At 24.8% G+C, this 18,712-nt stretch carries 21 protein-coding genes; 15 read left to right on the forward strand and 6 right to left on the reverse strand.

Annotation, left to right across the window (positions count from 1 at the left end):
• The first annotated feature begins 57 nt into the window (after positions 1–57).
• From miaB to groL, 6 genes are all read left to right on the forward strand, one after another.
• A complete protein-coding gene (gene miaB / locus H0H71_RS02105) occupies positions 58–1,527 on the forward strand; it encodes a tRNA (N6-isopentenyl adenosine(37)-C2)-methylthiotransferase MiaB (RefSeq protein ID WP_185855906.1) in 1,470 nt (489 codons plus the stop codon).
• A gap of 77 nt (positions 1,528–1,604) precedes the next feature.
• A complete protein-coding gene (locus H0H71_RS02110) occupies positions 1,605–2,900 on the forward strand; it encodes a sigma 54-interacting transcriptional regulator (protein WP_185855907.1) in 1,296 nt (431 codons plus the stop codon).
• Positions 2,890–3,624: a hypothetical protein gene (locus H0H71_RS02115; protein ID WP_185855908.1), complete on the forward strand. Its 735-nt coding sequence runs from the start codon at positions 2,890–2,892 to the stop codon at positions 3,622–3,624. Before H0H71_RS02110 ends, H0H71_RS02115 begins: the two co-directional genes overlap by 11 nt.
• A gap of 167 nt (positions 3,625–3,791) precedes the next feature.
• Positions 3,792–4,049 (forward strand): preprotein translocase subunit SecG, encoded by a 258-nt coding sequence (gene secG / locus H0H71_RS02120; RefSeq protein WP_238784437.1) that lies wholly within the window; start codon positions 3,792–3,794, stop codon positions 4,047–4,049.
• 114 nt (positions 4,050–4,163) lie between these two features.
• Positions 4,164–4,442, forward strand: a complete 279-nt coding sequence (locus H0H71_RS02125) for a co-chaperone GroES (protein WP_185855909.1) — start codon at positions 4,164–4,166, stop codon at positions 4,440–4,442.
• A gap of 112 nt (positions 4,443–4,554) precedes the next feature.
• Positions 4,555–6,198 carry a chaperonin GroEL gene (gene groL, locus H0H71_RS02130; RefSeq protein WP_185855910.1) on the forward strand — a complete coding sequence of 548 codons (1,644 nt, stop codon included), beginning with the start codon at positions 4,555–4,557 and terminating at the stop codon, positions 6,196–6,198.
• Between the two features lie 52 nt (positions 6,199–6,250).
• Here groL and H0H71_RS02135 read toward each other — a convergent pair whose 3' ends face one another.
• From H0H71_RS02135 to H0H71_RS02145, 3 genes are all read right to left on the reverse strand, one after another.
• Entirely contained in the window at positions 6,251–6,772 is a 522-nt protein-coding gene (locus H0H71_RS02135; protein ID WP_394798408.1) for a KdsC family phosphatase, read from the reverse strand.
• An 82-nt stretch (positions 6,773–6,854) separates the two neighbouring features.
• Positions 6,855–7,250 carry a DUF3276 family protein gene (locus H0H71_RS02140; protein ID WP_185855911.1) on the reverse strand — a complete coding sequence of 132 codons (396 nt, stop codon included), beginning with the start codon at positions 7,248–7,250 and terminating at the stop codon, positions 6,855–6,857.
• A gap of 101 nt (positions 7,251–7,351) precedes the next feature.
• On the reverse strand, positions 7,352–9,118 hold the full coding sequence (locus H0H71_RS02145; protein ID WP_185855912.1) for an ABC transporter ATP-binding protein: 1,767 nt from the start codon (positions 9,116–9,118) through the stop codon (positions 7,352–7,354).
• A gap of 105 nt (positions 9,119–9,223) precedes the next feature.
• On the opposite strand from H0H71_RS02145, the gene nusB reads away from it, so the two are divergent.
• From nusB to H0H71_RS02165, 4 genes are all read left to right on the forward strand, one after another.
• Positions 9,224–10,129 carry a transcription antitermination factor NusB gene (gene nusB, locus H0H71_RS02150; RefSeq protein ID WP_185855913.1) on the forward strand — a complete coding sequence of 302 codons (906 nt, stop codon included), beginning with the start codon at positions 9,224–9,226 and terminating at the stop codon, positions 10,127–10,129.
• A gap of 92 nt (positions 10,130–10,221) precedes the next feature.
• Positions 10,222–10,614, forward strand: coding sequence for a preprotein translocase subunit YajC (gene yajC, locus H0H71_RS02155; RefSeq protein ID WP_185855914.1), 393 nt, complete (start codon positions 10,222–10,224; stop codon positions 10,612–10,614).
• A complete protein-coding gene (gene coaE, locus H0H71_RS02160) occupies positions 10,611–11,213 on the forward strand; it encodes a dephospho-CoA kinase (RefSeq protein WP_185855915.1) in 603 nt (200 codons plus the stop codon). The genes yajC and coaE overlap by 4 nt, the downstream gene beginning before the upstream one ends.
• Positions 11,200–11,307: a 30S ribosomal protein THX gene (locus tag H0H71_RS02165; protein ID WP_185855916.1), complete on the forward strand. Its 108-nt coding sequence runs from the start codon at positions 11,200–11,202 to the stop codon at positions 11,305–11,307. Before coaE ends, H0H71_RS02165 begins: the two co-directional genes overlap by 14 nt.
• 5 nt (positions 11,308–11,312) lie before the next feature.
• Here H0H71_RS02165 and H0H71_RS02170 read toward each other — a convergent pair whose 3' ends face one another.
• Positions 11,313–12,047, reverse strand: coding sequence for a zinc metallopeptidase (locus H0H71_RS02170; protein WP_185855917.1), 735 nt, complete (start codon positions 12,045–12,047; stop codon positions 11,313–11,315).
• Between the two features lie 108 nt (positions 12,048–12,155).
• On the opposite strand from H0H71_RS02170, the gene H0H71_RS02175 reads away from it, so the two are divergent.
• Positions 12,156–13,448 carry an NAD(P)/FAD-dependent oxidoreductase gene (locus tag H0H71_RS02175; protein ID WP_185855918.1) on the forward strand — a complete coding sequence of 431 codons (1,293 nt, stop codon included), beginning with the start codon at positions 12,156–12,158 and terminating at the stop codon, positions 13,446–13,448.
• On the opposite strand, the gene H0H71_RS02180 is transcribed toward H0H71_RS02175, so the two are convergent.
• Both H0H71_RS02180 and H0H71_RS02185 read right to left on the reverse strand, forming a co-directional pair.
• A complete protein-coding gene (locus H0H71_RS02180; RefSeq protein WP_238784438.1) occupies positions 13,449–14,465 on the reverse strand; it encodes a chorismate-binding protein in 1,017 nt (338 codons plus the stop codon).
• 56 nt (positions 14,466–14,521) lie between these two features.
• Entirely contained in the window at positions 14,522–14,944 is a 423-nt protein-coding gene (locus tag H0H71_RS02185) for a PaaI family thioesterase (RefSeq protein ID WP_185855920.1), read from the reverse strand.
• A gap of 163 nt (positions 14,945–15,107) precedes the next feature.
• Here H0H71_RS02185 and H0H71_RS02190 point away from each other — a divergent pair, with 163 nt between their 5' ends.
• The 4 genes from H0H71_RS02190 to H0H71_RS02205 all read left to right on the forward strand — a co-directional run bounded on the left by H0H71_RS02190 (position 15,108) and on the right by H0H71_RS02205 (position 18,663).
• A complete protein-coding gene (locus tag H0H71_RS02190) occupies positions 15,108–15,563 on the forward strand; it encodes an isopentenyl-diphosphate Delta-isomerase (protein ID WP_317168090.1) in 456 nt (151 codons plus the stop codon).
• The gene (locus H0H71_RS02195) at positions 15,563–15,970 is read left to right on the forward strand and encodes a 6-pyruvoyl trahydropterin synthase family protein (protein WP_185855921.1); all 408 of its coding nucleotides are present in this window, start codon (positions 15,563–15,565) and stop codon (positions 15,968–15,970) included. The genes H0H71_RS02190 and H0H71_RS02195 overlap by 1 nt, the downstream gene beginning before the upstream one ends.
• The gene (gene gcvT / locus H0H71_RS02200; protein ID WP_185855922.1) at positions 15,960–17,066 is read left to right on the forward strand and encodes a glycine cleavage system aminomethyltransferase GcvT; all 1,107 of its coding nucleotides are present in this window, start codon (positions 15,960–15,962) and stop codon (positions 17,064–17,066) included. Before H0H71_RS02195 ends, gcvT begins: the two co-directional genes overlap by 11 nt.
• A gap of 196 nt (positions 17,067–17,262) precedes the next feature.
• Entirely contained in the window at positions 17,263–18,663 is a 1,401-nt protein-coding gene (locus H0H71_RS02205; protein ID WP_317168077.1) for an MATE family efflux transporter, read from the forward strand.
• Positions 18,664–18,712 lie beyond the last annotated feature (49 nt).

Genomic DNA, 18,712 nt, shown 5'->3' on the forward strand with positions numbered 1-18,712 from the left:
TACACCTTTATCATTTCTTTTAAAATTTATTAAATTTATTGATAAGAAAGAAAATAAATGAAACAATACGAAAAAAAAGACATTAAAAATGATGAAATAAAAAACGAAAATGAAGAAAAAAAAAATAGCACATTACAAACTTATATAGAAAATTATGGATGTCAAATGAACCTCTTTGACAATGAAATAGTGGCTTCTCTTTTATTGGACAAAGGATTTTCTATTACAGAAAATTTAGAAAAAGCAAATATTATATTGATAAATACTTGTTCTATTCGAGAAAAAGCAGAATCAACCTTAAAAAATAGATTACAAAATCTAAAATATTTAAAAAAAAATAAAAAAAATCCTCCATTATTTGGAATATTGGGATGTTTGTCAAAACAAATAAAAAAATTGGATCAAGAAAACATTATAGATTTTTCCATATCTCCAGATTCTTATAGAAAAATATCTGATATTATTATTCGTTTGATTAATGAAAATAAAAATCAAAAAAAAGATTCAAAAATTTTTTCTTTACATAAAGAAAACGAAACTTATTCTGATATAACTCCATATCAATTTTGGAATAAGAATAGAAAAAATAAAAAAGTTACCGCGTTCTTAAGTATTACAAGAGGATGTGATAATATGTGTACATTTTGTGTAGTTCCTTTTACAAGAGGAAGAGAAAGAAGTAGTGATCCTAATTTGATCCTTAAAGAATGCAAGATTTTATATGAAAAAGGATATAAAGAAGTTACCCTTTTAGGTCAAAATGTAGATTCTTACCTATGGGGAGGAAGAGATTTTTTAAAAAAACAAATTCTTAAAAAAGAAAATAAAAATTTTATAGATTTTTCCATCCTTTTGGATCTTTTAGCAAAAAAAATACCATCTATGCGGATACGATTTTCTACATCTAATCCTCATGATATGTCTGAAAAAGTGATAGAAATAATATCAAAACATTCAAATATATGTAACCATATTCATTTACCAGTTCAATCAGGAAGTAATAAAATATTAAAACTAATGAATAGAAAATATACTAGAGAAAGTTATATTTCTTTAATTAAAAAAATTAGAGAAAAGATTCCTGAATGTTCTATCTCACATGATATTATGACTGGATTTTGTCATGAAAATGAAAAAGATCATCAAGAAACTATTAGTTTAATGAACAATATTAAATATAATTACGGGTATATGTTCTCTTATTCTCATAGACCCGGTACTTATGCCTATAGAAAATTTCAAGATAATGTTCCGGAAAATGTAAAAAAAAGAAGATTGAAAGAGATTATTCATTTACAAAGAACTCATTCTATTTTTCAGATGAAAAAATATATAGGAAAAATACAAGAAGTTTTAATAGAAGGAGAATCCAAAAAAAATCATCAGGATTGGTGGTACGGAAGAAACACTCAAAATATTGGGGTAGTCTTTCCAAAAGAATCCTTTATAGTAGGTGATTTAGTACATGTTCAAATAATAAATTATACTTCTTCAACCTTAATAGGAAGAGGAATTAAAATTAAATAAAAATAATTTTTTTTACTTAAAACTTTTATTACTTATAGTTAGTAAGTATTTATAAAGTATTTATTTTTTTATTTTTTATGGAATCTATATCTATCCATGCTATAAAACAAAAATTTAACATTGTTGGAAATGATTATGCTTTACATAGATCTTTGGAAAAAGCACTTCAAGTAGCTCCGACTGATATTTCTGTATTGATTCTTGGAGAAAGCGGTGTAGGAAAAGAATTTATCCCCAAAATTATTCATCAATTTTCTTTTAGAAAACATTGTTCTTGTATTACCGTAAATTGTGGTGCCATTCCTGAAGGAACAATTGATAGCGAACTTTTTGGACATGAAAAAGGTTCTTTTACAGGAGCTACAAATATGAGAAAGGGGTATTTTGAAGGTGCAGATGGAGGAACTATTTTTTTAGACGAAGTGGGGGAACTTCCCTTAACTACACAAGTTCGTCTTCTTAGAATTTTAGAATCAGGTGAATTTATAAAAGTAGGATCTTCTAAAATACAAAAAACAAATATACGAGTAGTATCTGCTACTAACTTAAACATGATAGAATCCATTCAAAAAGGAAAGTTTAGAGAAGATTTATATTACCGTCTTAATACAGTACAAATTATTATCCCTCCTTTACGAAGTAGGAAAAATGATATTAAACTATTATTCAAAAAATTTTCTAATGATTTTTCAGAAAAATATCGTATTCCTCCAATTAATTTAACTGAAGAATCTCTAAAATATTTAGAGAATTATTCTTGGCCCGGAAATATAAGACAGCTAAAAAATCTTATCGAACAAATTTCTGTAATGGAAACAAAACGTGAAATTTCTATAGATAAATTAAAAGAATATATTCCCGAAAATATTCCTTCATTATCTTTTCACCGTTCAAATAATCACGATCAACGTTTTTTTAAAGATTTTTCTAGAGAAAGAGATTTTTTTTACAAAGTTTTATTTGATATGCAAAAAAATTTAAATGACTTAAAAATTTTAACTTTGCAACTAATTAATAATAATTCTAATTTTATTGAAAATAATCAACAACTTATGGAAAAAGTATTTGGAAAAATACGTCTCAATAATCTAAATAAAAATAAAAAAGACGATACACTTTTTCGATTAGAAAATACTTCTTCTAAGAAAAAAAATAAAAAATCATCAGATGATGAGTTAGATTATGAAGAAATAGAAGAAGATGAAACATTATTATCTAAAAATAATGAGAATAATTTTTCTTTGCAAAAGAAAGAAATTGAATTTATTCAAAAAGCTTTAATGAAAAATAGCGGTAAGAGAAGAATGACCGCAAAAGAATTGGGGATTTCCGAAAGAACATTATATAGAAAAATAAAACAATATGGATTATAGAAGAAAAAAAATAATTATTTTTTCTCTTGTTTTTTTACTATTGTTTAGTTGCTATAATCCTTATTTCCTTAAGGAAGAAAATAAAAAAATACAAATCAAAGATTTTATAGAACTTGTCAATGATATCCCATTTCATGGAGGGAATGAAATTTTTATTTCTGATTTAAAAAGAGGATTAGAAGATTTTATAATTGAACGAAGTCCTTTCACTTTAGTACCAGAAGGAGGGGATCTAATTATAGGAGGGCGACTTCTAGATTATGATATAATAGAAGAAAGTATCACAGATGATCCAAAAGTTAAAATAGTTATTGAAGCTTATTGCAAGGATCAACATAATGTAAAAAATAATTGGATTCAAACTTTTGAAGTATCAGAATCTTTTTCTAGAAACAAGGATCCATTTAATGAAGAAGTTTTAAGAAATAGTCTTTTAACAAGTTTAATTAATAAAATATACAATAAAACAATAAATCAAATCAATGAAAATAGAAAACATAGAGGGGATGAAATCATAAAAAATAGACCAGTTGTTACTGAATATGATATAATAGATGAAGAAAATGCTGCTGATACTACTACTGGCAGTAGTAGCAACAACAGTAGTAGCGCTACTATTAATAATAATGATGATAATAGTAGTAATAATAACAATGAAAACACTTCTATTTCTTCTATTACTTCTGCTACTTATAATAATGAATCATCTAATAATACTAACTAATACTACTATTAGTAGTAGCAATAATAGTGATGATGATAGTAGTAATAGTGATAATACGCTAAAAAATAAAAAAATAGAAAAGGAGAAATAGGAATCTTATAAAAAAAGAAGATACAAAAATAGGTTAATTGAAAAAATTAATATTTTGATTCAATAATGAAGAAATAATGAAAGAAATATATTCAACAATATTTGGTTTTTTAATCGTTTTTATATGTACACTACTTATTACAATAATTTTAATTCAAAATCCTAAAAAAGAAAGTATTTCTCAATATTTTATGGAAAAAAATTTTAGATTTTTTGGTATAAGACAAACAAATACTTTTTTAGAAAGAATTACTTGGATATTATCTATTATTTTAGTTTTTTTAACTTTATTTTTTAATTTGTTTTTGATCAAAACAATAAATATTATGTCATAATGTCATTTAATTGGATTCAATTTTGTAAAATTGAAATATTTTTTATTTGGCATGTTTTTGGCAATAAATAATCAATGATAAATTAAGTATAGTTAACCTTAAAAATTATTAAATATGGTGGAAGTTAAGATTAAACCTTTAGAAGATCGTGTTCTAGTACAATCAGATCCTGCTGAAACAAAAACATCTTCAGGGATCATTATTCCTGATACAGCAAAAGAAAAACCCCAAAAAGGAACTATAATAGCTGTTGGAAATGGAAAAAAAAATGAACCTATGGTTCTAAAAAAAGGAGATAGAGTTTTATATGGTAAATATTCAGGGACTGAATTAAAGTGGGAGGGGAAAGAATATCTGATTATGAGAGTATCTGATGTAATTGCAATCATATAAAAAATAAATAATATAAAATATAATAAAAATAAAAAAAAGAAATTAAGATTGCAATTAAAATTAAGAAGTAAGTAATTAAGATAGATAACTTATTAAAAAAATCTAAAAAATTATGGCAAAAGATATTAAATTTGATATTGAAGCAAGAGATAAATTAAAAAAAGGAGTAGATGCATTAGCAAATGCTGTGAAAGTCACCTTGGGGCCAAAAGGAAGAAATGTTGTATTACAAAAATCCTTTGGAGGTCCACAAGTGACAAAAGATGGAGTTTCTGTAGCTAAAGAAATAGAATTAGAAGATTCTATAGAAAATCTTGGAGCTCAAATGGTAAAAGAAGTAGCATCCAAAACAAATGATGTAGCAGGAGATGGAACAACTACTGCTACAGTATTAGCACAAGCTATTGTTAGAGAAGGATTAAAAAACGTAGCAGCTGGAGCTAATCCAATGGATTTAAAAAGAGGAATAGATAAAGCATTAGAAGTTGTTATTTTTGATTTAAAAAAACAATCTAGAGAAGTAGGAGGAAATACAGAAAAAATAAAACAAGTTGCTTCTATATCTGCAAATAATGATGAAAAAACCGGAGCATTAATAGCTGACGCTTTTGAAAAAGTAGGAAAAGAAGGAGTTATCACGGTAGAAGAAGCAAAAGGAACAGATACATCAGTAGATGTTGTAGAAGGAATGCAATTTGATAGAGGATATCAATCACCTTATTTTGTTACAAATACTGAAAAAATGATAACAGAATTTGATCAACCACAAATTTTATTATCTGATAAAAAAATTGCAGCAATGAAAGATTTGTTGCCCATATTAGAACCAGTAGCACAATCTGGAAAACCTTTGCTTATTATTTCTGAAGAAGTAGAAGGAGAAGCATTAGCGACGTTAGTCGTCAATAAAATACGGGGGACTTTAAAAGTAGCAGCAATAAAAGCTCCAGGATTTGGAGATAGAAGAAAAGCTATGTTAGAAGATATTGCAATTCTTACTGGAGGGACTGTTATTTCTGAAGAAACAGGAAGTAAATTGGAAGATGTTAAATTAAATATGCTAGGTAAAGCAGAAAGAGTTATTATAGATAAAGACAATACTACTATTGTTAACGGAGGTGGAAGTAAAAAAGATATCAGAGCTCGGGTAGAACAAATTAAAGCTCAAATAGAATCTACAACATCTGATTATGATAAAGAAAAATTGCAGGAACGTCTTGCAAAATTAGCTGGAGGTGTTGCAGTTCTTTATGTTGGAGCTGCATCAGAAGTTGAGATGAAGGAAAAAAAAGATAGGGTAGATGACGCATTGAATGCTACCCGTGCAGCAGTAGAAGAAGGAATTGTAGCTGGTGGAGGTGTTGCTTTAGTACGTGCTATAAAATCATTAAATCATGTATCTGGAGACAATACAGATCAAGACACTGGAATACAGATAGTTAGAAGATCTTTAGAAGAACCTTTACGTCAAATAGTTGCCAATGCTGGAGGGGAAGGATCTGTTGTAGTTGCTAAAGTAGCTGAAGGAAAAGGAGATTTTGGATATGATGCTAAGATTGGAGAATATAAAAATATGATTGTAGAAGGAATTATAGATCCTACAAAAGTTGCTAGAGTTGCATTAGAAAATGCTGCATCAGTATCAGGTATGTTATTAACTACTGAGTGTGTTGTAACAGAAATAAAAAAAGAAGAACAAGGCGCTCCTACAATGCCTGGATCAGCAGGTGGAGGAGGAATGGGGGGAATGATGTAATGTTAAAAAAAAAATAGTGTCCGACAAGACACTATTTTTTTTAATTTAACTATTAAAGCCAATTTTTCTGGATTTTCAAAGTTTGTTCTATCACATCTCTTACACATCCTTTCCCACCTTTTTTTGGAGAAATATATTTTGATATTTCTTTTACTTCTTGAACCGCATCTATTGGAGAACATGGTAAAGCGACATTCTTCATGATTTCAATATCTGGAATATCATCTCCCATATAAAGAATTTTTTTTTTAGTAATATTTAATATCTTACAATATTCATCTAAATATTTTTTTTTATTATCAACTCCCTGATAAATATGACGAATATTAAGTCTTCTTAAACGTTTAAACACCATTAAATCTGATCCACTAGTAATAATACATAAATTATACCCCTTTTTTTTTGCTAATTGAATTGCATATCCATCTTTAGCAAACATTTGACGAACCATGTTTCCATCAGGAAATAAATTCAAAGTACAATTAGTTAAAACTCCGTCTACATCAAATACAAAAGTATTAATATCATTCATTATATTTCTATAGTTATTATTATAGTCCATAACTAAATCCATTATTAAAGTGAGTGAGAATATGACAAAAGAAAAAAAATAAATATTAAAATAAAATAAAAAAGTAGAAAAGAGCATTTTTTATTTATAGATTTTCAAAATTAATATTTGTGAAATTCTTCATTTCTGAAGTTTTTTTTTGAACATCTTTTATTTCTTGATTAAAAGTATGATTTTTAAAATCTTTTTGATGACGTTCTGAAATAACTTCTCTTCCTTTCTCATTTATGATAAATCGAATCATATCATCAAGTATATTTTGAAACTTTGAAAAATCTTCTTTATACAAGTAAATTTTGTGTTTTTTATAAGTTATTTCTCCTGTTTCAGTAAAATTTTTTTTACTTTCAGTAATAGTTAAATAATAATCTCCTGCTCTTGTCTCTCTTGCGTCAAAAAAATATGTACGACTACCAGTTTTTAGAGTACGTGAACAGATTTCGTTTCTTTCTTTAATGTTTTCTTTTTCTTTTTCGTCCATTTCAAACAGTGTTTTTATTATTAAATAAATCCTAATTCAGCAAATCTAAATAAAAAAAATGGTCCATCCTACTTTTCCTAAAATTATTCAAAATAAATTTTCTAAAAAAAAATGCTTCTATTTTCTATTTTAGATATTTTTCCATTATTTAAAAATATAATTAAATCAAAATCAGATATATAAGATATATCATGAGTCATAATTATTATAGTAGTATATTTCAAATTCTTTTTTATATAACTCATGATTGAGTTTACAGTATTTTTATCTATAGAAGAAAAACTATCATCGAATATAAGAATTTTAGGATTTCTTATAATAGCTCTTGCTATGCATATTCTTTGTTTTTGCCCCCCTGATAAAGTTATCCCCCTTTCTCCTATGATCGTTTCATATCCATGTTTAAAAAGAAGTATTTCATCTTCTATCATTGCTTTTCTAGCGGCATCAAATACTTTCCATGATGCGACATTTTTTTCAATACTTCCAAAAGCTATATTATTATAAATTGAATCTGAAAAAAGAAAAGTTTCTTGAGGAACATAACCTATGTTATCTCTAAAGTTTGAAAGATCATGATCTTTCAAAGAAATATTATCAACAAGTATTTCTCCCTTAAAAGGATCATATAAACGCGTTATTAATCTTCCTATAGTTGTTTTACCGGATCCTGTTTTTCCAGTTATAACTAAAGTTTTTCCTCTTTGAAGGGTAAAAGAAATTTCACTTATTGTTTCTTTCTCTTCTTTTTTCTTTTCAAAAGAATCTGAATCATAAATAAAACTAACATTTTTAAACTGAATTTTTCCAAAAACATTTTTTTTTAAAAAACTATTATTAAATATTTTAGGGATTTCTTCTAAAAATTTATTGATGCGGATTTGTGATACTTTTGCTCTTTCAACAATAGATACAACCCATCCTAAAATAATAGATGGAAAAATTAAAACGTTGATATACGTAAAAAATTCAGCAAGAGTCCCTATATTTTTTATTTCTCCTTTAAAATATTTTTTTCCTCCAAAAAAAATAATCAACAAATGACTAGATCCAATAAAAAACATTATAATAGAAGATAAAATTGTGTCAATTTTTGCTAATTCTATATTTTTTTTTTGATACTTAAAAATAATATTTTTATGTTTTTCTTGAAAAAAAAATTCAGATACGAATGATCTAATAACATGAATACCAGAAAATGTCTCCTGTATAAAAGAACAAATAAATGATTGATAACTTTGAACTTCTTCACTCTTTTTAGAAATATAAATACTTACATAATAAATAGAAAAAAAGAGAATAGGAATAGGTAATATTACATAAAAAGTTAACGTTTTGTCTAAACGTAACATTTGTATTAAAACCATAAAAAATAAAATGAAAAAATTCATAAAATACATAATTCCTGGACCAATGTATTGTCGAATAAAAGAAACATCTTCAGTTATCCGATTAATTAAATCTCCTGTTGAATTTTTTTTATAAAAGGATAAACTTAATTTTTGATAATGTGAAAAAATTTCATTTTTTAGATCAAATTCTATCATTCTTGATGTTGTGATAATATATTGACGCATATGGTACTTCACAAAACCACCTACAATAGGAACTATCAATATAATACTTGTATAAATACAAATATCTGTTTTTAAATAATTTAAAAATATAGAAAATAGTGAAACCTTACTAGTCACTCTATATTTGTAAGAATGCAAAAATAAATCTCTAATTGTGTTAACAGATTTACCTATATAAGGAATGGGAAGTAATGTAAATACATTTGATATTAAAATTAATAAAAATCCTTTCCAAAATCGAAATTTATATTTTAAAAAATATTTTTTGCTAAAAGCAAGTAAGTTCCACATACAAAACACAAAAATACAAACTTTTTAAGTTTGACATTTTCTTTACATTATGTAAAAAAAAACTAAAAAGAAATGTTAATAAGGCGACATTTCAGGATAAAAAGTATGCAATTTTTATATGCTCAATACTTATCTAAAATGACTCCTGAAAAGGTAGAAAAAAATATGCTAGTAAGCATTGAGGAATTACATGAAATTTATATCTCTCTTCTTTATTTGATACTAAAAATTAGAGATTACGCTATTTTCATTATTGCAAATAATAAGAAAAAAATGTTTTCTAATTTAAAAAAAGAAGAAGAGAATAAAATTGAAATCAGTCAAATACAAAAATTAGTTGATAATTCTATTATTAAAATATTATCTCATAATAAACATTTATTGGAATATAATCCTGATAATGATAAAATGTTTTGGGGAAAAAAAAACGAATATATTGTACTTATTATACTAAAAGAAACACAAAAATCAAATATTTTTAATAATTCTTCTAATAAATATCATTCTTCTTCTTCTTTTGAAAAAGAAAAAAAATTTATTATAAAATACTATAAAAATTTTGTTATTTCTAATAAAAAATTAATAGAATACATTGAAGATAAATATATAAATGGTCTTTATGATTTATGTTTAGCACACATAATGGTATGTAAAACATTACAACATATAAAATCTTATACTCCAAAAAACTTTCAATTATATAACATTTGTAATGATGAAAATAAAAAATTTGTTATTGATTTATATAGAAATACCATTTCTCATAAAAAAGAATTCAATCATCTAATAGAAAAGATATCCAAAAATTGGGATATAAATAGAATCTCTATTCTAGATCTAATCATATTACAAATGGCAATTTGTGAATTTCTATATTTTCCAAATATCCCCCCCAAATCTACTATAAATGAATACATAGAAATATCAAAAATATTTTGTACAAAAAAAAGTAAAATTTTTATTAATGGAATACTAGACAAAATATTCAAATTATTATATAAAATGTTTTAATTTAAAAAATTAATATTAAAATTCATTTTTTTTTGATTTTAATTTTTAATTATATTCATAAATAAACAAACAAAATATATTTTAATTTTTATATGCTTTTCATATTATTACAACAAAATTCTATAATAAGTACTCTTTGGATGTTTGCATTAATTTTTATTGTTTTTTATTTCTTTATGATACGTCCTCAAATAAGAAAACAAAAAATAGAAAAAAAATTTCAAGAAAACATAAAAAAAGGAAATTATATAGTAACAAATTCAGGGGTACATGGAAAAATTATAGAAATAACAAATAATTTTTTCGTACTAGAAACCATTTTAGGAAAAATAAAATTAGAAAAAAATACTGTTTCAAAAGAATTAACTCAATTACGTTATGTAAATTCTACTAATTCTATTTCTACTACTACTACTACAATAATAAAAAATAATAAAGAAATAGTAAAAAACAACAAAAATAATCTAAATACAGAAAAAAAATGAAATATTTTTTAGTAGGGATTACTGGACAAATGGGATCAGGAAAGAGTTTATTTTCATCTTTTTTCAAAAAAAAAGGAATTTCTGTATACTCTTCAGATGAAAGAGGAAAATTCTTAATGAATCAAAAAGAGGAAATAAAAAAAAATATTATAAAATATTTTGGAAAAGAATCTTATAATAAGGAAAAAAAGATTAATAAAATATTTTTGGCTAAAAAAATTTTTAATGATTCTAATGCGTTAAAATTATTATGTTCTATAGTTCATCCATGGGTACTATTAGATTTTAATAATTGGATCTTATCTCAAAAAAGTTTTTTTTCCATAAAAGAATCAGCACTTTTATTTGAAAGTGGATCATACAAAAAATGTGATTTAATTATTACTATTAGTTCCCCTTTAGAAAAAAAAATAGAACGAATAATAAAAAAAGATAAATTAAGTGAAAATAAAATTATAAGCCGTATAAAAAATCAAATATCAGATGTAGAAAAAGAAAAATATTCAGATATAATTGTAAAGAATAATAAAGATATTTTTTTTTTACAAAAAAAAGCAGATAAAATTTATAATAAAATCATAAAATATGGGAAAAGGTGATAAGAAAACTAGAAGAGGAAAAATAAACAATAAAACTTATGGAAATATTCGTCCCAATCCAAGAAACTCTAAAAAAAAGAAAAAAAAGAATTAAAATTATTATTCATATTCATCGATTTGATTTTCATTACTCCTACTACTAGTAGTAGGAGTAGTATTAAGAAAAGAGATAAAGTATATTAATTGTGAAAAACTTCCTAATGCAGAGACTACATACGTCATAGCTGCCCAGTTTAAAGAATCCCTAGCTTGATTATATTCTTTATGGTTAACTATTTTTTTATCCTTTAACCAAATTAAAGCTCTTTTACTTGCATCAAATTCTATTGGAAGAGTAATAAAAGAAAAAATAACAGCTAAAAAAAATAATCCTATTCCTAACTTAAGAAAAAAAGAATTTTTCCCTTCAGAACTATAAAAAATAGAAAGTCCAAACATAATTGTTATGTTAGTTAATTTAGAACTTAAATTTAAAAGTGGTTCTATTTGATTTCTAAATTTCAATATTCCATATCCTAACTTATGTTGCAAAGCATGACCACATTCATGTGCCGAAACTGCAATAGCACTTACAGTTTTTTTTGAATAAACATTTTCACTTAAATTAATAGTTTTATTTAAAGGATCATAATAATCTGTCAATTCCCCTTCTACAAAAAGAACATCAACATCATGAATTCCACTATCATACAACATTTTTTCAGCAATTTCTTTTCCCGTCATCTGAATGTTCATTTGGAACCCAGAATAAAATCTAATTTTTCTTTTTAAAATTCTACTAACAAAAAAACTAACCAAAAAAATTATTGTAACAATCCAATAATAGTAGTTCATAGAATATAATTTTTTTTCACAAAATTATTAAATTATTATATATATCTCTAACTTCTAACTTCTAACTTAGAAAAATAAGATCATAAATTTGTACTTCAAATTTTTACTATGAATATTCCAACAGTAAAAAATCTAAAAAGAGTTGTTATTATTGGAGCCGGATTTTCTGGCTTACAAGTAGCAAAAAAATTAAAAAGAGACAAATTCCAAGTTGTCCTCATAGATAAGAATAATTATCACACGTTTCAACCTTTATTATATCAAGTAGCTACTGCAGGGTTAGAACCAGATTCTATCGCCCATTCTATTAGAACAATCATAAAAAAAAAAAAAAACTTCTTCTTTCGATTAGCTTATGTTCATTACATTAATACAGAAAAACAAAAAATATACACAAATGTAGGCTCCTTATCCTATGACTATCTAATTATGGCTACTGGATCTGTAACTAATTACTTTGGCAATAAAAATATTGAATCTTTCGCTTTACCTATGAAATCTATTCCTGAAGCACTAAATTTAAGAAGTCTTATTTTACAAGATTTTGAATCATCCTTACTTACTAAAGATTCAAAAGAAAGAGAAAGACTGATGACTTTTGTTATTGTTGGAGGAGGCCCTACTGGGGTTGAATTAGCTGGAGCTTTAGCAGAAATGAAAAGATATGTATTACCAAACGACTATCCTGATTTGGATATTCAAAAAATGAATATTCATCTATTACAAGCATCTGATAGACTATTAGAAGGAATGTCTGAAAAGTTATCAAAACAAGCTTTTAAAAATCTAAAAGAATTAGGAGTAACTATTTGGTTAAATTGTTTAGTAGAAGATTATGATGGAAAAATTGTCTTTATAGATAAAAATAAAAATATAGAATCTTCCAATGTGATATGGGCAGCAGGAGTTAAAGGAGCCATTATAAATGGATTTCTTAAAGAAGATATGAAAGGACAAAGAATTTTGGTAGATGATTATCTCAAAGCTATTAGATATAAAAACATTTTTGCGATTGGTGATATTGCTTGCATGATAACAAATCCATTTTATCCAAATGGACATCCTATGACTGCCACACCAGCTATCCAACAAGGAAATTGTCTTGCATACAATTTTAATCTTTTTTTAGAAAAAGAACCTAAAAATATAAAACCTTTTAAATACAAAAATTTAGGAGCTATGGCAACTATTGGTAGAAACAAAGCAGTTTGCGATTTTCCATATATAAAATTAAAAGGTTTTTTAGCATGGATAATTTGGATGTTTGTTCACTTAGTGAGTTTAGTTGGATTTCGAAATAGAGTCATTGCTTTAATGAATTGGATAATACAATACCTTCACTATCATAAAAGTGTACGATTAATTATAAGACCATTTCATAGAAAAAAAACAACTAAATAACTAATAAAAAATCAGCTTATACAAAATATTTTTTATTTTATTTTCTGTTTCTATATATTCACTGTCTGCATTACTCTGTTTAGTAATCCCACTTCCTGCATACAATGAAATTTCTTTTTTAGACATATTTATTTTCGCACATCTTAAATTAAGATATAATTCCATATTCATTTTATTATCAACAGTTCCCATATATCCTGTATAAAAATTCCTTTTGTATTCTTCGTTTTTTTTAATAAAATCTAAAGATTTTTTTTTGGGATATCCACAAATAGAAGGAGTGGGATGCATTTTTTTTAAAAATTCATAATAATCTGGTTGATTAAAAAATGAAAAATTAATAGGAGTTTTTAGATGAAATAAATGTCCCATATTTATAATTCTAGTTTTTTCTACAAAAATATTTCCTGAGTATGTATTTAATAAATTGATAATATATTCAGTTACTATTTTATGTTCTTCTAATTCCTTTTTTGTCCAAAAGTTTTTTTTCTCAAAAACTGTACCAGCTAAAGAAATAGTTTTTAATTCTTTATTATAAGACTTTATTAATAACTCTGGAGAAGCCCCTATCCAAATTCCATGATACAAGTCATACCAAAGTGTAATAAAAGCATTAGGATAAGAAAAAATCAATTTCTGAAAAGTTCTTTTTAAAGAAAAATTCCGGAATGAAATTTTAAGAATTCTAGATACAACAACTTTTTTAAAAAATCCATTTTTGATATATCTAATAGCTTTCTTGATTAGATTTTTATATTTTATAGAATAAAAGTTATTTTTTATAGAAGAAAAAAAAACAGGATCATTGTTTTTAACAAAAGTACTCTTGTAAAAATCCTCTTCTATATTGACAGAATAAATTTGATCTGGATGTATTTTTATAACTTTTTTTTTATTAAAACTTACAATCAAAAAAAAATTCTCTCTTTTTTTATTCTCATTCTGATTCTGAGAATAAAAAAAAATTCTATTTTCATATGGTTTTTTAAAAATAACAAAACTTTTTTTATTCAAAATATTTTTTATAATTTTTTTATATAAACTAAAAATTGTTATTTTTTGTATTTTCCCTATTTCCTCGGAATTATGATATTTGTCATTTTGCATAAACTAATAATATCCTTATTTTTGTTCGAAATTTTAATTTGAATCAAATGAAGTGTTTTTCCTTTATGAACAATTTTTGCATTTGCAAAAAGAATCCCTTTTTTAATAGATCTTATATGATTGGCAGAAATTTCAATATTAAAAATATTAAAATCCTCTTTGTTTGTATTCAAAGTAGATAGCAAACATCCAACACTCTCAGCTAAAGAAATTGTAGCACCTCCATGAAGAAATCCTGAAGGTTGCAATACTTTTTTATTAATAGGCATTTTTGCCACTAAAAAATTTTTTCCAACGAATATATATTTTATGCCAAGAGTATTCATTAGTGTATTTTTTCTAAGTTTATTTAATTCAAACAATAACTTTTGAATCTTTTTTTGCATATGTAAAATAAAAACCAATCTAAACATAAAATTTTTATTCCAAATTCAAAACTGAAAGATAAAAATAAGAAGCATCAATAAAAATGAAGAAAAAAAAAATTACATTCCTTTAATAGGAGAACAGAATCAAATTATTGGATTTGAAAATAAAGAAAAAATTCATATAGAAGGATTATTTCACAGCGCAGTTTCTGTTTTTGTATTTGATAATTCGAAAAATAACAATCTGTTAATGTTACAAAGAAGATCATCAAAAAAGTATCATTCTTCTCTACTTTGGACTAATACATCTTGTAGTCATCCCAAAAAAAATGAATCTGTTTTGAAAGCAGCGCATCGTTGTTTAATAGAAGAAATGGGGTTTGATTGCTTTTTAGAGAAAAAATTTTGTTTTAGCTATCATGAATCATTCAGTAATGGATTAATAGAAAATGAATTAGATCATGTTTTTGTAGGAAATTATTCTTATCCTCCTGTAATAAATACTAAAGAAGTAGATAATTGGAAATGGATGTCTTTGAAAAAATTAATCGAAGATGTTAATATTTCTCCAAATTCTTATACTATTTGGTTAAAAATAATTATAAAAAACTATCTAACAAAATTGAATATTAAATAATGAAAGCAACTATAAGTAAAAAAGGCCATTTTAGTGCAGCGCATAGACTTTATAATCCACATTGGGATTACCATAAAAATATTGAAGTATTTGGAAAATGCGCTTATTTAAATTATCATGGACATAATTACGAATACATTGTAAGTTTAACAGGAAATGTTGATTTAGAAACAGGATTCGTTTTCAGTTTGCAAAAATTAAAAAACATTCTTCGTGAAGAAATAGAATATCTTTTTGATCATAAAAATATAAATTTAGATATTAAAGAATTTTCTAAAAAAAATCCTACATCAGAAAATATTTCTATTTTTATATGGAATCAAATTCGTAAAAAAATATCTTCTTCTTTGGATTTAAAAATAATTTTATATGAAACTGTAAATAACTTTGTTGAATATGCTGGATAATTTAAAAAAAACAGTTTTATACAAATGTCATTTACAACTAAAAGCTAAAATGACTTCTTATTCTGGATTTCACATGCCACTTCAATATACTTCTTCATTAATAGAGCATATGTCGGTAAGAAATTCTGTTGGAATATTTGATGTTAGTCATATGGGGAAATTTATTTTAAAAGGAAAAAATTCTAAAGAGTTTCTTCAATATTTAACTACAAACAATGTCTATTGTATCACATCTGGACAAGCTCAATATTCTTGTTTCGTAAATCAGTTAGGAGGAATTATAGATGATTTAATTATTTATAAAATTTCAGAAATAGAATATTTACTTATAGTAAATGCGTCTAACATAGAAAAAGATAAAATATGGATAAATAAAAATATAGATAAAAATGAACATGAAATAAAACTTTTAGATCTCTCTCAAGAATATTCTCTTTTGTCTATACAAGGACCAAATTCTTTGAAATCTATTCAAAAATTTACTAACATTTCATTATCTAAAATTCCTTATTATCACTTTGAAATAGGGATATTTTCAGGTATTGATGGAGTTTTAATCTCTCGTACAGGATATACAGGATCAAAAGGATTTGAAATTTATATTCAAAATGAATATGCAGAAAATATTTGGAATAATATTTTAAAAAGAAAAACTATAAAAGTAATTCCTTGTGGAATTGCTAGCAGAGATTCATTGAGATTAGAAATGGGGTATCGTTTATACGGACAAGATATTTCAGAAACAACGACTCCCATAGAATCTGGACTATCCTGGATTACAAAATTTGAAAAAAAATTCATTGCAAAAGAAATATTGGAAAAGCAAAAAAAAGAAGGAACCTATAAAAATTTTATTTCTTTTGTAATAGAAGAAAAAGGAAAAATTCCTAGAAAAGGATATTTATTAAAAAATAAAGAGAACCTAACTATAGGAAATGTTACTTCTGGATCTTTTTCTCCAATTTTAAAAAAAGGAATAGGATTGGGATATATTTTGTTGGATCGTTTAGATATAAAACAAAATTCTTATTTTGTATCAATCAGAAAAAAAAGAATTCCCATCAAAATTGTAAAATTGCCATTTATAAAAATTTAAACAAATTTTATTCTTTTTTTTCAATTTCATTTTCTTTTTGTATTTCCATTTTTTATCTATTCATGTTTATAAAAAAATCCAACATATTGGGGTTTATTTTTTTTATTTCTCTTTTTTTCTACTACTCTACTTCTACTAACTACTAGAAATAAATAAATAAGTAAGTAAAACTAACAATCATAATTACATAATAATAATGAGAATGAGAGACTATTATTGCATAAAAAAAAAACATAAGAAATCGGAAACATATTTGCAACATTTTAAAAAAAATTTTTCATTCGCGGCTCCAGTATTATTCACACAATTAGGAATTATATGTATCGGATTTTCTGATAACATGATGGTGGGATCCTTAGGAAAGGAAGCACTAGCTTCAGTTTCATTATCTAATTCCGTTTTTTTCATCACAATCATTTTTGGATTTGGAATAGCAACAGCTATTTCTTCTTTAATTGCATCAGTAGATGCAAAACGTGAATATAAAAAAGGAGCTATAATCTTATATCATGGAATAATTATTAATTTCTTTTTATCAATTTTTATGTATCTCTCTACACGTGGGTTTTTATCATATATTTTTCCACATTTAGGACAACCTAAAGAAGTTTTGAATGATACTATATCTTTTTTAAAAATTACAGCAATTTCTTTTATTCCATGGATGATTTTTGAAATATTTAGAAAATTTTCAGAAGGATTATCTCTAGTTTTTCCCGGGCTTATCATTACTTGGATATCAGTATTTATAAATATTACATTGAATTATTTTTTTATCAATGGTTTTTATGGATTTCCAAAATTAGGAGTAATAGGAGTTGCTTATGCGACTTTAATTTCAAGAATAAGTATGTTAATAGGAATTTATTTCCTATTGTATAAATACAGAAAAGTTCGTCTCTATTATAGTCATTTAAAAGTTTTTTTATTGAAAAAAAAATATTTTATGAAAATCCTAAAAATAGGCATTCCTTCTGGATTTCATATGTTATTTGAAATGAGTACTTTCTCTATTTCTTCTTTTCTATCAGGAAAATGTGGAATAAAAGAATTAGCAGTTCATCAAATAGTCATTAATTTAATTTCATCAACATTTCTTTTATGTACAAGTTTTTCTATAGCAGCAACAATTAGAATAGGAAATCAACATGCACTAAAAAATTATTCAGAATTAAGAAAAATAGGAGGATCAATTATATTTATGGGGATGATGTTTATGTTCATTTGCAGTATTCTTTTTATTTCTCTTAGAAAGAATATTCCTTATTTGTATATAAAAAATGATTATGAAGTTGTTCATATGGCGGAAAAAATGATTTTAATAGCTAGTATTTTTCAATTACCAGATGGAATACAAGGAATTATCATTGGAGCTTTAAGAGGCATGCAAGATGTAACTATTCCTATGTGGATAAGTTTTTTTTCCTATTGGATCCTAGCATTACCTATAGCATGTTTTCTTTCTCTATATTTTAACAGGGGGGTTCAAGGCATTTGGATAGGATTAGGTGTTGGGTTAACTACATCTGCTATATTAATGATTATTAGATATCAGAGTATTACTAAAAAACTTATAAAAATTAATAAAAACATGTAAACATGTATCAAAATATTAAGAATTTAATCTCTATATTTGTTCAATAAAA

This window comes from Blattabacterium cuenoti (genome assembly GCF_014251375.1).
GTDB classification, from domain to species: domain Bacteria; phylum Bacteroidota; class Bacteroidia; order Flavobacteriales; family Blattabacteriaceae; genus Blattabacterium; species Blattabacterium cuenoti_K.

Excerpts from the sequence above, each read along its gene's own strand:
- miaB (WP_185855906.1), top strand. The coding sequence starts at position 58 with ATGAAACAATACGAAAAAAAAGACATTAAAAATGATGAAATAAAAAAC.
- H0H71_RS02110 (WP_185855907.1), top strand. The coding sequence starts at position 1,605 with ATGGAATCTATATCTATCCATGCTATAAAACAAAAATTTAACATTGTT.
- H0H71_RS02115 (WP_185855908.1), top strand. The coding sequence starts at position 2,890 with ATGGATTATAGAAGAAAAAAAATAATTATTTTTTCTCTTGTTTTTTTA.
- secG (WP_238784437.1), top strand. The coding sequence starts at position 3,792 with ATGAAAGAAATATATTCAACAATATTTGGTTTTTTAATCGTTTTTATA.
- H0H71_RS02125 (WP_185855909.1), top strand. The coding sequence starts at position 4,164 with ATGGTGGAAGTTAAGATTAAACCTTTAGAAGATCGTGTTCTAGTACAA.
- groL (WP_185855910.1), top strand. The coding sequence starts at position 4,555 with ATGGCAAAAGATATTAAATTTGATATTGAAGCAAGAGATAAATTAAAA.
- H0H71_RS02135 (WP_394798408.1), bottom strand. The coding sequence starts at position 6,772 with ATGGATTTAGTTATGGACTATAATAATAACTATAGAAATATAATGAAT.
- H0H71_RS02140 (WP_185855911.1), bottom strand. The coding sequence starts at position 7,250 with ATGGACGAAAAAGAAAAAGAAAACATTAAAGAAAGAAACGAAATCTGT.
- H0H71_RS02145 (WP_185855912.1), bottom strand. The coding sequence starts at position 9,118 with ATGTGGAACTTACTTGCTTTTAGCAAAAAATATTTTTTAAAATATAAA.
- nusB (WP_185855913.1), top strand. The coding sequence starts at position 9,224 with ATGCAATTTTTATATGCTCAATACTTATCTAAAATGACTCCTGAAAAG.
- yajC (WP_185855914.1), top strand. The coding sequence starts at position 10,222 with ATGCTTTTCATATTATTACAACAAAATTCTATAATAAGTACTCTTTGG.
- coaE (WP_185855915.1), top strand. The coding sequence starts at position 10,611 with ATGAAATATTTTTTAGTAGGGATTACTGGACAAATGGGATCAGGAAAG.
- H0H71_RS02165 (WP_185855916.1), top strand. The coding sequence starts at position 11,200 with ATGGGAAAAGGTGATAAGAAAACTAGAAGAGGAAAAATAAACAATAAA.
- H0H71_RS02170 (WP_185855917.1), bottom strand. The coding sequence starts at position 12,047 with ATGAACTACTATTATTGGATTGTTACAATAATTTTTTTGGTTAGTTTT.
- H0H71_RS02175 (WP_185855918.1), top strand. The coding sequence starts at position 12,156 with ATGAATATTCCAACAGTAAAAAATCTAAAAAGAGTTGTTATTATTGGA.
- H0H71_RS02185 (WP_185855920.1), bottom strand. The coding sequence starts at position 14,944 with ATGCAAAAAAAGATTCAAAAGTTATTGTTTGAATTAAATAAACTTAGA.
- H0H71_RS02195 (WP_185855921.1), top strand. The coding sequence starts at position 15,563 with ATGAAAGCAACTATAAGTAAAAAAGGCCATTTTAGTGCAGCGCATAGA.
- gcvT (WP_185855922.1), top strand. The coding sequence starts at position 15,960 with ATGCTGGATAATTTAAAAAAAACAGTTTTATACAAATGTCATTTACAA.
- H0H71_RS02205 (WP_317168077.1), top strand. The coding sequence starts at position 17,263 with ATGAGAATGAGAGACTATTATTGCATAAAAAAAAAACATAAGAAATCG.